12 protein-coding genes are annotated in these 13346 nt (G+C 52.5%); 8 read left to right on the plus strand and 4 right to left on the minus strand.

Features of this window, described 5'->3' with window-relative positions:
- Positions 1–60: 60 nt before the first annotated feature.
- The 4 genes from HS100_19350 to HS100_19365 form a co-directional block, all read right to left on the minus strand.
- Positions 61–540, minus strand: coding sequence for a nitroreductase family deazaflavin-dependent oxidoreductase (locus HS100_19350; GenBank protein MBE7436081.1), 480 nt, complete (start codon positions 538–540; stop codon positions 61–63).
- Between the two features lie 38 nt (positions 541–578).
- Positions 579–1886: an efflux RND transporter periplasmic adaptor subunit gene (locus tag HS100_19355; protein ID MBE7436082.1), complete on the minus strand. Its 1308-nt coding sequence runs from the start codon at positions 1884–1886 to the stop codon at positions 579–581.
- A 65-nt stretch (positions 1887–1951) separates the two neighbouring features.
- Positions 1952–3079: an ABC transporter permease gene (locus HS100_19360; protein MBE7436083.1), complete on the minus strand. Its 1128-nt coding sequence runs from the start codon at positions 3077–3079 to the stop codon at positions 1952–1954.
- On the minus strand, positions 3076–3693 hold the full coding sequence (locus tag HS100_19365; protein ID MBE7436084.1) for a TetR/AcrR family transcriptional regulator: 618 nt from the start codon (positions 3691–3693) through the stop codon (positions 3076–3078). The genes HS100_19360 and HS100_19365 overlap by 4 nt, the downstream gene beginning before the upstream one ends.
- A 90-nt stretch (positions 3694–3783) precedes the next feature.
- Here HS100_19365 and HS100_19370 point away from each other — a divergent pair, with 90 nt between their 5' ends.
- From HS100_19370 to HS100_19405, 8 genes are all read left to right on the plus strand, one after another.
- Complete coding sequence (locus HS100_19370; GenBank protein MBE7436085.1) at positions 3784–5067, plus strand: MFS transporter; 1284 nt, start codon at positions 3784–3786, stop codon at positions 5065–5067.
- A gap of 47 nt (positions 5068–5114) precedes the next feature.
- Positions 5115–6305 carry an aminopeptidase P family protein gene (locus HS100_19375; GenBank protein ID MBE7436086.1) on the plus strand — a complete coding sequence of 397 codons (1191 nt, stop codon included), beginning with the start codon at positions 5115–5117 and terminating at the stop codon, positions 6303–6305.
- Between the two features lie 88 nt (positions 6306–6393).
- Complete coding sequence (locus HS100_19380) at positions 6394–9885, plus strand: GAF domain-containing protein (protein ID MBE7436087.1); 3492 nt, start codon at positions 6394–6396, stop codon at positions 9883–9885.
- A 3-nt stretch (positions 9886–9888) separates the two neighbouring features.
- Positions 9889–10257: a response regulator gene (locus HS100_19385; protein MBE7436088.1), complete on the plus strand. Its 369-nt coding sequence runs from the start codon at positions 9889–9891 to the stop codon at positions 10255–10257.
- 84 nt (positions 10258–10341) lie between these two features.
- Positions 10342–10800 (plus strand): hypothetical protein, encoded by a 459-nt coding sequence (locus HS100_19390; GenBank protein ID MBE7436089.1) that lies wholly within the window; start codon positions 10342–10344, stop codon positions 10798–10800.
- Positions 10801–10938: 138 nt separating this feature from the next.
- On the plus strand, positions 10939–12492 hold the full coding sequence (locus tag HS100_19395) for an acyl-CoA carboxylase subunit beta (GenBank protein MBE7436090.1): 1554 nt from the start codon (positions 10939–10941) through the stop codon (positions 12490–12492).
- Positions 12493–12539: 47 nt separating this feature from the next.
- On the plus strand, positions 12540–12881 hold the full coding sequence (locus HS100_19400) for an OadG family protein (protein MBE7436091.1): 342 nt from the start codon (positions 12540–12542) through the stop codon (positions 12879–12881).
- A 26-nt stretch (positions 12882–12907) separates the two neighbouring features.
- Positions 12908–13345: a biotin/lipoyl-binding protein gene (locus tag HS100_19405; GenBank protein MBE7436092.1), complete on the plus strand. Its 438-nt coding sequence runs from the start codon at positions 12908–12910 to the stop codon at positions 13343–13345.
- Position 13346: the final 1 nt, after the last annotated feature.

Raw genomic sequence — 13346 nt, forward strand, 5'->3', positions numbered from 1 at the left:
TTTCTAAAATTGATTTTTTATTAAGGTAAATCTTGTGCATGGACGAGATAATCCGTCATTTCAATTCTCGCTAAATGATGTTGGGTGCAGGATCACAAATGCCTCGCCGCGTCCCAACTCTTCCAACTGCGCGCGGCTGGGACGACGCGGCAATCCATGCGCTTTTTCCAAAATCAACCCGATCATGCGAGGATGCCGCTGTAAACGGACTTCCAAAAAGTCTGCGATGCGTGATGGATCCGTGATGACTTCGGCAGCGCCATGAAATCGCTTCGCGCCTACGCGGACATCCACCTGGGGAAACGCAAGGATGTTTCGCACCCAATCCGCTTTAACTCCGCGCGCCGCGCCGACGTAGTAATCCACGCCGATCTTTTCATATTGAAGAGGCGTCACCCGCTTCAACCCGGACTTTCTGCCTGTGGTGGTCAAAAGAAGAATGATCCCGCCGATCAGCCGCCCCAGCCCGATGGCGTACAGCACGCGATGAATCTTTTGGATGTTCTTCATTTTCGACCAATCAAATGAAACCGGCTTCATGCCATCTCCTTACGCGCCAACCGATCGCTGCTTACTGATCACTTTTCACTGAATACCACATCCGCAGGCATCCCGATCTTCAATTTGCCTTGCGGGTCTTCCACACGGAGTTTGATGGCAAAGACCGTGCTCGAGCGACCCTCCACGGTTTGAACATTGCGCGGGGTAAATTCGGCTTTATCGGCAATTTGAATGACAGTTGCATCGAACGTCATGTCCGGGAAAGAGTCCACAGTCAATGTCGCGGATTGCCCAAGCGATATTTCACCGTAGCGGTTTTCGGGGACGTAGACCGTGATGGTCAGTTCGTTGATGTTACCGATCGTCAACGTCGTTGCGCCAGGTTGGACGAATTCGCCGGGTTCGACGTTGCGCGTCAGGATGACTCCGTTCATGGGCGCACTGACCGCCAGTTTGGCGATCTGCGCATCGATCAAGGCGAGACCTGCTTCTGCCTGCGCAAGAGCGGATTTCGCCTTATCCAATTCCTTCGCAGCGGCGATCACAGCGGGTGAGTCAGCGCCGGTCTGCAGGGTCAGCAGGCGGGCATAGGCGGCGTCATATCGCTGCTGGGCAACGAGAACTTGTCCGCGCGCGTATTCCACGTCTTCCGCTTCATCGCTGTTCATCAGGTCGTTATAAGCTTCTTCGGCATCTTCAAGGTTCGAGAGGATGTCGTCATAGTAATCCTGCGCAGCTTCATTCAACCCGCCGCTGTCGGACGCATTGGACGCCTGATCCTTGACCTGCTCGGCAATGACAAAGGCGGCGCGTGCTTCGGCAAGGTCCTGTTCGGCTTGGAGATAATCGGAATTCTTCAAGTCGGTGATGACTTTTTCGAGATTCGCATTCGCATCGTCAATGGCGGCTTGCGCGGCTTCGAGTTCGGCTTGGGCGGCGGCGATCTGCTGTTCCTGTTCGATGTACCAGTTCGGCTGGTCGAATTCGCCAGGAGCGGTCACCTGCCAATCTTTGGCGCGTTGTGCAGCTTGCGCGGCGAGAGAAGTTTCGAGCGTCTGATCAAATTTGGTTTGGGCAGCGGCAAGGGCGGCGGTGGCAGAATCTACTGAGGCGGAGGCAACGGCTCGCTGGGCAGTCAGCAGGCTGGGGTCCAGGCGCAGAAGCGTTTGATCCACCGAAACAGATTGACCTTCTTCGACGAGGACTTCGGTTACTTTTCCAGCAATTTCCGGCGCAATATTGACTTGTACTGCCTCGATCGCGCCGGAGGCCGTGAGAGCAGTTTCATCTGCGCCGGTCGTTTGCGTGACGATAAAGTAGATGCTCAACGCAACAAGCAACAGAACAATGACAATCGCAGGAATGGGTGGACGTTTGTGATTCATGGAAATCTCCTTTACCCTCACTCCCGCCATCTCCCGGAAGGAGAGGGGAAGCAAGGGGAATGAATTTAATCGAGTCGTTTTCTAAATCGCAGCGCAGCGGCGGTCATGATGCCAATGGCAAAGAGAGTCATGGCGATGACATCGAATTGGATCATCTCGAGACCGACACCTTTGAGAAGGAGCGAGCGAATGATGACCAGGTAATATCGCAAAGGCACCAGGTACGAAAGCCATTGCAGAATTTTCGGCATGGCTTCGAGCGGGAAGAAAAAGCCGGAGAGGAAGATGCTCGGCAAAAGCGTCATCCACACAGTGAGCATGGCTTCCTGCTGGGTGTTCGCAATGGTCGAGGCGAAAAGTCCGATGCCCAAGCCGGTGACAAGGAAAACACTCGAAAGCAGAAGAATCAATCCGAGGTCGCCGCGTATGGGCATACCAAACCACCAATGCCCCACCGCCAATACTTCGATGGTATTGATAAATCCGAGGATGACGTAGGGCATGAGTTTGCCGACGATCAATTCCCACGAACGGATTGGCGTGACGATAAGCTGTTCAATGGTTCCGCGCTCGCGCTCGCGTACGACCGATGTGGCCGTGAGAATCGCTGCAATCGCATAAAGGATCATGCCGATCACGCCGGGGATCATGAAGTGAGCGCTGACCATGTCCGGGTTGTACCAAACGGTCGTGCGGACTTCGACGGGCGGTTGAACACGAATATTCGAGCCTGTGCGCGAAAATTTTTCGGTGAGGAGTTCGGTGGAATGAGCCTGGCTGATGAGCTGCGCCGCCGAGAGCGCAGTCGATGCGCTGGTTGGGTCGGACCCGTCGAGGATGAAGGCAACTTGGGCATTCCCGTCGCTGAGACGCTGGGCGTAATCCGGCGGAATGATGACCGCTGCGCGCGCTTCGCCGCGTGAGATGAGTTCTTCGATCTCCGACTCCGAATCCACGCTGTAAGCGATGCGGAAATAATCCGCGGCGCGATAGGAATCAAGCAGCGCACGCGATTCAACGCTGCGGCTTCGATCCAAGACAGCAAGCGGAATGTTGCGGACGTCGTTCGTGGCGGAGTAGCCGAGCAGGAACAACTGCATGATGGGGATGACGAGAATCATCACCAACGTGCGCATGTCCCGAAATATTTGGATGAATTCCTTACGGATGATGGATGTCAATCGCGAGTTCATACCGGCTCCCTGAGAATGCCATGAAGGTAAATATCTGTGTAGGCAGCGGCGGTGTCTTTGGGCATTAGTTTTCCGATCACCGATTTGGAGATGAGCATTTCCGTTATAAAGTAGGATATGATCATCCCGAAAAACGAACGCATGAGCAGGGCGGGGTTGGTCACGCGCAGTTCCTTCCTGCCTTTGATCATTCGTTCGAACACCGGCAGCACTTTGGGCGCAATCTCCGAAAGGATCGAAGCGCCGTGTTTGCCGTTGAATTCCACAAACTCGATGAACATTAATTTCATGTACATCGGTTCCGATCCAAGTTCCCCAAGCGTGACCTTGACCGCGTTCTGCAAAAAGGCTTTCATATCCTCCCCTTGCGCTTCAAGTACCAGCGGCAGGACCTTCTTGTATGGGTGCTTATCCAGGACGATGGCTTCGAAGATCTCTTCCTTGCTGGCGAAGTGGTTGTAGATTCCGCCCAGCGCAAGCCCAGCCCGATCCGCGATCTGCCGCATCGATGTGGCGTGATAACCTTGTTCGATGAACAATTCGACGGCGGCGTCTTCGATCGCCAGCCGGGTGACCTCGCCCTTTGTCGGTGTTTCCTTAGCCTTTGTCGCCATGATTTTCCAATCTCCAAAAATGAACGAACGTTCGTTTTTATTTTATCTGAAATGGGATATTTGTCAAGCCGTATCATGTAGAATTCAGCCATGTTTCAATACACCACCCTCGAGAAAAATATCCGCGAAAATCTGAAACACAACATCAGCGCCAACCTGTGGGACGGCAGTCTCTTCGGCGCGGCACTCGGCTTTGCATCGTTCAGCACCATCCTGCCCCTGTTCGTCGCCTCGCTGACCGATTCAGCCACTCTGATCGGCCTCGTACCGGCCATCCACTCGGCAGGCTGGCTCCTCCCGCAACTTTTTACCGCGAGTCATGTGTCGCGCCTCCGCCAATACAAGCGCACTGTTCTGATGATGACCATTCACGAACGTATCCCCTTTCTTGGCCTGGCGTTGGTCGCGCTGGCGTTGCCGTTCATTGGCTTGAAGGCCGGACTATTCCTCGCTTTTTTGATGCTGGTCTGGCAGGGGCTCGGCGGAGGATTCACCGCCAACGCGTGGACCTCGATGATCTCGAAGATCATCCCGCCTGATTCGCGCGGGACATTTTTCGGGATGCAGGCCGGGCTTGCGAATCTTTTCATAAGCATATCCGCCATAGGGGCAGGATACCTGCTCAACGCCCTCGCCTCCCCCTGGGACTTTGCAACCTGTTTCTTCCTTGCAAGCATTCTTTTCACCGCAAGCTGGTTTGCCCTGGCCGCCACGCGCGAGCCGGAAGACACAGAAAAAATCATCCCCGAAGAAAAAACCCATTTCTGGGACGATGCCAAACGCGTTCTGAGCCGCGATAGAAACTTCAACTGGTTCCTCAGCGTGCGCATCCTCTCGCAATTTGCCACGATGGGATTTTCCTTCTATATCGTTTACGCGCTGCGAGAATTCAATATGACCCCGGTCATCGCGGGCTACCTTACCGCCACGTTGACCATCTCACAAACCATTGCCAATATCGGCATGGGCTGGCTCGGAGACAAAGTCGGCCATCGCGTCATGCTCATCCTTGGAGCCGTCTCGGCCGTGTTGAGCGCGTTCCTTGCATGGAACGCAACATCCATCCTATGGTTCTACCCAATCTTCATCCTCACCGGCATGACCAATGTTTCACTCTGGACGATAAGCATGACCATGACCGTGGATTTTGGAGGCGAATCCGAACGCCCCATTTATATCGGGCTGGCGCAAACCCTCACCGCCCCGGCGACCATCATCGCCCCCATCCTCGGCGGCTGGGTCGCAGACAGCGCGGGTTTTGTTCCCACGTTTATGATCTCCGCCATCCTCTCATTGGCAATGCTTGGTATCCTTATATTCCTTGTCAAGGACCCGCGAAAAATACGACCACGGACCGCAGACAATGGACGATAGAATTCCACGGTCTAACGTCCATTGTCAATCGTCCAAAAGGAGAACCCATGTCCCTCATTCAGGAAAAGGTCGACCAAGCCATCGAAATTCTCAAAGCGCAGGATATCGACCTCTGGCTTACCTTCGTCCGCGAGACCAGCGGCGTCCGCGACCCCGTGCTCGACTTCCTCATCGGCGGAAACGACCTGACCTGGCCCTCCGCGCTCATCCTCACGAAGCGAGGCGACAAGATCGTCATCGTTGGTAACCTCGAAAAAGAAGCCATTGAGCGGATGAACGTGTACTCCGAAGTCATCGGGTATGACGCCGCCGTGAGCGGAGTTTTACGCGAGACCATCACCCGCCTCAACCCGGATCGGATAGCGGTTAACACATCCCGGAACAACGTCCACGCCGACGGCCTGACCCACGCCATGTACGAGTTCCTCATTGAGTATCTCGCCGGAACGCCCTACCCTGATCGCCTGATCAGCGCCGAGCCGGTCATCAACGCGATGCGCGGACGCAAGACCAAAGCCGAGCTTGCCCGTATCCAAAGAGCGGTTGAGATCACCAACGAAATCTACAGGAAAACCTTCGCCTTCATCAAAGTCGGCATGACCGAGATCGAAGTAGCGAACTACATGCATGCGTTGATGGAGGAATATGGAGTCGGTTATGCCTGGTCTCACGAGAACAACCCGGCTGTGAATTCAGGACCGAACAAGGAAATCGGGCATACAGGTCCCACAGAGATCAAAATCGAGCGCGGACATGTCATTCATTTCGACTTTGGCGTGAAATACGAAGAGTACTGTTCCGACATTCAGCGCGTGGCTTACGTCCTGCGCGAAGGGGAAACCGAAGCCCCACCCGAAGTTCAGCGCGGATTCATCACAATCCGTACGGCGATTGAAAAATCACGCGAAGCCATGAAGCCCGGCGCGACCGGGAACTCGATTGATACCATCTCGCGCGAGATCGTCACCGACTCCGGCTACCCCGAATACATGTATGCACTCGGTCATCAACTGGGACGTGTCGCTCACGACGGCGGCGCATTGCTCGGTCCGCAATGGGAGAAATATGGAGAATCGCCCAATCAGAAACTGGAAGCTGGTCAGGTCTTCACCATCGAGCCGGGGCTTGCTGTTCCCAATTACGGCTACATCGGCTTGGAAGAAGATGTGGTGCTGACCGAAAAAGGCGCCTTGTATATCGGTGACCCACAGCGCGAGATCGTTCTGATAAGAGGCTAAACTCACAAGAATAAAGGTACAATTAGTCCAATTAAGAGGCAAGTTACTTTTGGGTTGATCTTATCTCCACTTTGAAGGGTAGCCGGAAATGCCAGCGCGAACATCTTCCAAAAGCACGAAGACGAAGGCAACTCCCCAAAAGAAATCAAAAAACACAGGTGTGTCCAAACATCACGCGCTGGAAAAGCAACTCGCCCAGCGCGATGCAGAGATTGCGCGCCTGTCTGCTGAAAATCTCCTGCTTGTAAAAGACAAAGAACTGCGAGCTGCCGAACTTCAAGTCATCAACAACATCGGGCAAACTTTGACGGAGGGACTGGACCTGAAAAGCACGCTCGAATATGTTGCAGATCGATTACGTGAAGTTCTTGGAGTGAAATATATCGGGATCACCATTGCCGATCCCAATACCGATATCGTTATTGCCCAGCATTTTTACAGCGATCAACCTTCATTTGCTGCAGATCGATTTTCGTTCCGGAAATACAGGCTGGGGATTCGCATGTCCATGAAGGGCAAGGGCAGGTCATGGGTGGTGAATACCAATGTCGAAAAAAGCTGGCATAAATTCGCAGGCGATTTCTTGGAAAATGACTTGGTTCCAAAAGCCTTTATCTTGCTGCCTTTACTGGCAGGAAAAGATGCAATTGGCGGCATCACCATAGCTGATTTTGAAAACGAGAATGCGTTCGATAACGTTTCGACCAATATGCTGGAAACCATTGCTGCAAATATGGGAACAGCCATTCAAAACGCGCGCCTATTCGAGGAAACCCAGCGCCTGCTCAAAGAGACCGAGAAACGGACCATCGAATTGCAGATCATCAACAACATCGGGCAGACGTTGACCGAAGGTCTTGACTTGCAAAGTACGATTGAACATGTAGGAGAAAGATTACAAGAAATTCTTAAAGTCCAAAGTATTGCAATTGCTGTATCCACTACAGAAGTTAATTCTATACTTGCCCAGTATATCTATCATAAAGGGCAGCGGATTGAACCCAATGAAGATACGGCAGAAAACTTCAAGTTCGGGCTTCGCTTTGCAGCAAGGTGGGCAGGTAAGTCATGGGTTGCCAACACCAGCGAAAAATACCTTGAAAAATATATTCGAAAATTTGCAATTCTGGGGCTCCCGAAGTCTTTTGCAGCATTCCCCCTCTTATCAGGCGGAGAGGTGATCGGCGGCATTACCATCGCAGACGATGAAAGGGATAATGCCTTTAACGACCTGCCCATTGACATGCTTGAAACCATATCATCCAACATGGGCACTGCCATTCAAAACGCCCGCCTCTTTGATGAAACCCAGCGTCTGCTCAAAGAGACCGAACAACGCGCCACCGAATTGCAGATCATCAACAACATCGGGCAGACTTTAACTGACGGGCTCGATTTGAACTCAACACTTGAACGCGTGGGTGACAGACTGCGAACCTCGCTGAAACTGGAAACCATTGGCATTGTTGTCTTTGATCCAAAATCCGAATTCGGAATCTCACACTACCTTTATGTAAACGGAAAGCGGGTAAACGCCGAGCATTTTTCGATGGAAAAATATAGAGCGGGCATCCGCCTTTCCATGAGAGGCGGGGGCAGATCATGGGTGATTAATACAAATGCTGAAAAAATCTGGCTCAGGTATGGAGCTTATGGGGATGAAATTGCAAAGTCTTTTGTCATGTTGCCGTTGCTTGCAGGGAGGGAGGTGATTGGCGGGATCACCATTGTCGACTATGAAAAAGAGAATGCCTTTACCGATCTTCCAATCCGCTTGATTGAAACGATTGCTTCGAATATGGGTACCGCCATTCAAAACGTGCGTCTCTTCGAGGAAACCCAGCGCCTACTCAAAGAGACCGAACAACGCGCCACCGAATTGCAGATCATCAATAATATCGGTCAGACCCTGACCGAAGTCGGGGATTTGGAGAGCATGATTCAGCGGGTGGGTGAAAGAATACAGGAAGCGCTGAACATCAACAACATCGCCATTTCCATCTTCGATAAAGAGACCGAACGTGTCATCGCGCCTTATATGGTTCGCAATGGCGAGCAAATCAATATCACCGAAGAAATTTTTGACTTACACAGTTATAAGGTCATGCTTCGCGCTTCTGCCAGAAGGGGAGGCGTTTCATGGGTGGTCAGAGGCGATGAAGTGGAAAAATTCTGGCATCGATGGCAGGGGTCAATTGGAGATGATATTCCAAAATCCGTGGTGGTGGTCCCGCTATTGGCAGGCAGAGAAGTGATCGGAGGAATCTCCCTTGCAGATTATAAAAAAGAGAATGCTTTCACTGATCTTTCTTTAAACCTGCTTGAAACCATCGCTTCCAATATGGGAACTGCCGTTCAAAATGTACGTCTGTTTGAGGAGACAAAACGTCTCTTCACAGACGCCGAAGAAGCCCGCGCCGCGGCAGAACAAGCCAACAAAGCCAAGAGCACCTTCCTTGCCAACATGAGTCACGAACTGCGCACGCCGCTTAATGCCATCATGGGTTTCACTCAGATCATCAAAGGCAAAGCGGAAGGATTATTGCCTGATAAGCAGATCAGCAATCTTGATAAAGTTCTCACCAGTTCCCAGCATCTGCTAGGTCTGATCAACACCGTGCTAGACATCGCCAAGATCGAAGCAGGGCGTATGGATGTCATCCCCGGCAAATTCAGTTTGGGCGGTTTTGCCGATCAATGTTTGGCGCTCGCCACTCCCCTGCTCAAACCCAATGTCACGCTCGAAAAACAAGTGGATGAAACCATCGGCTGGGTCTTCAACGATCAAGACAAGATCAAACAGATCATCCTCAACCTGCTCAGCAATGCCGCCAAATTCACACACGAAGGCAAGATCTTGTTGAAGGTGGAAAAACTCGAAGGGGAGATGATCAGCATCTCGGTGAAAGACAGCGGCATTGGCATCAGCGAAGAAGCGCTGGGGCGCGTCTTTGAAGAGTTCCAACAGGCGGAGACGACCACCACGCGTCAATACGGCGGCACCGGTCTGGGACTCACCATCAGCCGCAACCTCGCCCGTCTACTTGGCGGGGATTTGACCGCCGCCAGTGTGTTGGGCGAAGGCTCAACGTTTACCTTAACTTTCCCAGTTAAATATCAAAAAGACAGCGCTTCTTCCGCCGCCATAGTGGAACCTGTCCATTCAGCTGAAACCGCCCTGACAGAATCCAATAAACAAGAAGAAGAGAAAAACGAAGCGCACTCTCAAAAGACAATTCTGGTCGTAGAAGATACTGAACTCAACATCAACTTCATCACCCAATTACTGGAAGACGACTACAACCTGATCTTCGCCAAAAACGGCGCTCAGGGCGTTACACTGGCACAATTAGAAAAGCCGGACCTTATCCTCATGGATATCTCGCTCCCCATCATGGACGGATATGAAGCCACACGTCGAATCCGTGGTAGCATGGCGGATATTCCTATCATTGGATTATCCGCTTACGCCATGGTTGGAGATGCGGAAAAGGCAAAAGAGGCGGGCTGTAACGATTACGTCACCAAGCCTGTGGATGGAAATCTCTTGAAACAAAAAATCAAAAATTACCTGAGGTGAAATATGAGCAAAGCAACAGTTCTGATCGTGGACGATGAGCCGTTCAACATCGAAGTGCTGGAGCAGGCAATGGAAGGATCGGAGTATCAAGTCTTGACCGCATCCAATGGGAAGGAAGCCTGGGAAAAAATCCAAAGCGAAGAACCGGACCTAGTCCTGCTCGACCTGATGATGCCTGTCATGGATGGTTTCCAGGTTCTCGCGAAAGTCAAAGAGGATTCCATGCTGCGCGATATTCCCGTCATCATCGTCTCCGCTGAACACGACTCGAAAAGCGTGGTCAAGGGGATCAAGCAGGGCGCGGAAGATTACCTCACCAAGCCAGTTGACCCCGCCCAATTCCTGAAGAAAGTAAAGGAATTCCTGGGTTAGTACCTGAATTGTTTCCATACATTGGAATACTCCATCGATAAATGGAGTGTTTTTTTATTTCGCTGAATGATGTATATTGAAAGTATGAAAAGAACCACCTCTCTGATATTACTTATCAGCTTATTCGCAGCCTGCACCGAGTCCATCTCAATAAACAGCGCAGAAAATGCCCTTCGATCGTTCTTTGGCGCTCTGGTGAAGCAAGATTACCAAGCTGCTGTAAATTTATATGGCGGAAGTTATGCCGAACTCGCCCAAATGAATCCAGATGTTTCCCCTACAGACTATGTCACCTTATGGCAGCGTGGATGTGAACAAAACGGATTTGTCTGCATGGAAGTAATGGAGATTGTCCAGGTCAAGGAGAGAGACTCGCGAGTGGAGTTTGGAGTCACATTCATGACAAAAGACGGCGAGCGCTTCGAATTCACAGGCTGCTGCGGTGAAACGCTGTCTGAGCCGATCACGGAATATGTGATCGTTGTGGAAAAGGATGCGGATGGGCATTACAAGGTCTTTTCACTGCCGCCGTATGTGCCATAAAGTTGCAGCGTAGATAAAACTTCAGAAAACCGTACCAACCCAAAACAAAAGAGGAGGCGGATTATCCTATTTCCCGTATGACCTCCATCACTGGTTTGTCTGACAAAGCATCGCTATACTTCATCCGCGAGGTTGACTATGACTAATGAAGATCCGAGAATTTTGGAACTGAGAAAAGTCCGTGCGAAGGCAAAGGAAGGCGGAGGCGAGGAACGCATCGCCAAACAGCGCGCCAAAGGAAAACTGACTGCGCGTGAACGCATCGATGCCCTGCTGGACCCCGGGACATTCAACGAGATCGAACCGTTCATCACACATCAGGGCGATGAATTGGGGTTGCTGAAGGATAAGTTTTACGGAGACGGTGTCGTCACAGGCTACGGACAGATCAACGGGCGGACGGTATATCTATACTCACAGGATTTTACAATTTATGGCGGGACGCTGAGCGAGATGCAATCTCATAAGATCTGCCGTGTCATGGACCTGGCGGTCCGCAACGGCGTGCCGTTCATATCATTGATCGACTCGGGTGGCGCGAGAATCCAGGAAGGGGTGCGTTCGATGGGCGGTTATGCGGAAATTTTCCGGCGCAATGCGCAATACTCCGGCGTGGTTCCCCAAGTGAGCATCATGCTCGGACCATGCGCAGGCGGCGCCGCCTATTCCCCTGCGCTGACCGACCTCGTCATCATGGTCGAAAAGCAATCATTCATGTTCCTGACCGGACCGGAAGTGATCAAAGCCGTAACCGGCGAGGTGATCGACGCGGAATCACTGGGCGGCTCGAATGTTCACATGTCCATCAGCGGCGTCGCACATTTGAGCCTCAAGTCGGAGTTGGATGCGCTCGAAACGGCCCGTCGATTCCTCTCGTATCTGCCATCGAATAACGTGGAAAACCCTCCGTATGTTCAACCCATCGACGACCTTTCCCGCATGGACGAATCCCTCAATGACATCGTGCCGCTCGAGGCGAATGAGCCGTACGTGATGCACCAGGTCATCGAAAAGATCGTCGATCATGGAACATTCCTCGAACTTCAACCCGATTGGGCACGCAATGCCATCATCGGTCTGGCGCGCATCGGCGGGCACAGTGTGGGCATCGTTTCGCAGGAACCGTCCATCATGGCAGGCGTGATCGATATCGACGCCGCCGACAAAATGACGCGCTTCGTGCGCATGTGCGACTGCTTCAACATTCCCCTGGTCACCTTCGTCGATTCACCGGGTTTCCTGCCCGGCATTGCGCAGGAACATGGCGGCATCATCCGTCATGGGGCAAAACTGCTCTACGCCTATTCAGAAGCCACCGTGCCGAAAATCTGCGTCATCACGCGCAAGGCATACGGCGGCGCATATGTTGTCATGTCGAGCAAGTATCTTGGGACCGATGTGACTTATGCCTGGCCCTCCGCTGAGATCGCCGTGCTCGGCGCGGAAGGCGCGGCAAACATTCTTTACAAAAAACAGATCGAGTCCGCGCCCGACCCTGTCGCCGAACGCAAACGGCTTGCCGATGAATATCGCGATAAGTTCAATAACCCATACTATGCCGCATCCACCGGCTATGTGGACGACATCATCGAGCCGCGCGAATCCCGCCCGAAGATCATCGCCTCGCTATCGGCGCTCCGCGATAAGTTCGCGCCCGCGCCGCCGCGCAAGCATGGGAACATTCCGGTCTAGCGGGTGGAAGGAAATACCTGCCTCTTCCGTTTTCAAGGCAAACACATATGACACCCGATCTTCAACTCTCACTCCAAATCACCGCCCTCGGCATGGGGCTCGTCTTTGGTGCGATTCTTCTACTCTGGCTGATGATGGCTGTCCTGACAGTTTTGACCCGGGATAAACCACCCGCATCAGACTCGCCCAAAACTGGCACATCCACCCAGGCCGATTCCAATCTGCTGGTGGCTTTGATTGCCGCAGGCATGGCATTGGAAGACCAGGAAGCTTCATCTGCGCGTCCATTGGAAATGCCCCCAACAGCGATCGTTTCCGCCTGGCAGTTGGGATTGCGTACGAGACAAATGGCGGAAAAAGGGAATCAAGCCAGACCTCCGAGGTATTAAAGTCCCGGACGTCTCTGTGGAGACATATGAAATACAGACTAACGGTCAACAACCAAACCTACGATGTGGAAATCGAAAACATCAACGCACGGCCTGTCGTCGTTTACGTGGAGGGTCAGCGGTTCGAAGTCATGCCGGATCGAAGAAATCAGGTTGAGATCCAGAAAGATGCGAAGCCAAAGGCGGGATCAAAGTCCGTCATTCAAGTTCCGACTCCGGCCGCTGCATCGGCTCCCGCACCCGTCGGAAACCACACCCTCACTTCGCCGCTGCCAGGGACCGTGGTGGAAGTGTTTGTGAAAGCCGGGGAAAAGGTGGAAGCGGGCCAGGTGGTGCTCATCATCGAAGCGATGAAGATGAAGAACAGCATTCGTTCGATCTACAGCGGGACCGTGGACAAGGTGCTGGTAAATCAGGGACAGAGCGTGGCGCACAAACAGGCGCTGATTCATTTTGCGGAGTAGG

Source organism: Anaerolineales bacterium (genome assembly GCA_015075725.1).
Taxonomy (GTDB): domain Bacteria; phylum Chloroflexota; class Anaerolineae; order Anaerolineales; family Villigracilaceae; genus Villigracilis.

Bases quoted from the DNA above. Each gene is read 5' to 3' on its own strand.
- HS100_19350 (MBE7436081.1), bottom strand. From the start codon at position 540: ATGAAGCCGGTTTCATTTGATTGGTCGAAAATGAAGAACATCCAAAAG.
- HS100_19355 (MBE7436082.1), bottom strand. From the start codon at position 1,886: ATGAATCACAAACGTCCACCCATTCCTGCGATTGTCATTGTTCTGTTG.
- HS100_19360 (MBE7436083.1), bottom strand. From the start codon at position 3,079: ATGAACTCGCGATTGACATCCATCATCCGTAAGGAATTCATCCAAATA.
- HS100_19365 (MBE7436084.1), bottom strand. From the start codon at position 3,693: ATGGCGACAAAGGCTAAGGAAACACCGACAAAGGGCGAGGTCACCCGG.
- HS100_19370 (MBE7436085.1), top strand. From the start codon at position 3,784: ATGTTTCAATACACCACCCTCGAGAAAAATATCCGCGAAAATCTGAAA.
- HS100_19375 (MBE7436086.1), top strand. From the start codon at position 5,115: ATGTCCCTCATTCAGGAAAAGGTCGACCAAGCCATCGAAATTCTCAAA.
- HS100_19380 (MBE7436087.1), top strand. From the start codon at position 6,394: ATGCCAGCGCGAACATCTTCCAAAAGCACGAAGACGAAGGCAACTCCC.
- HS100_19385 (MBE7436088.1), top strand. From the start codon at position 9,889: ATGAGCAAAGCAACAGTTCTGATCGTGGACGATGAGCCGTTCAACATC.
- HS100_19390 (MBE7436089.1), top strand. From the start codon at position 10,342: ATGAAAAGAACCACCTCTCTGATATTACTTATCAGCTTATTCGCAGCC.
- HS100_19395 (MBE7436090.1), top strand. From the start codon at position 10,939: ATGACTAATGAAGATCCGAGAATTTTGGAACTGAGAAAAGTCCGTGCG.
- HS100_19400 (MBE7436091.1), top strand. From the start codon at position 12,540: ATGACACCCGATCTTCAACTCTCACTCCAAATCACCGCCCTCGGCATG.
- HS100_19405 (MBE7436092.1), top strand. From the start codon at position 12,908: ATGAAATACAGACTAACGGTCAACAACCAAACCTACGATGTGGAAATC.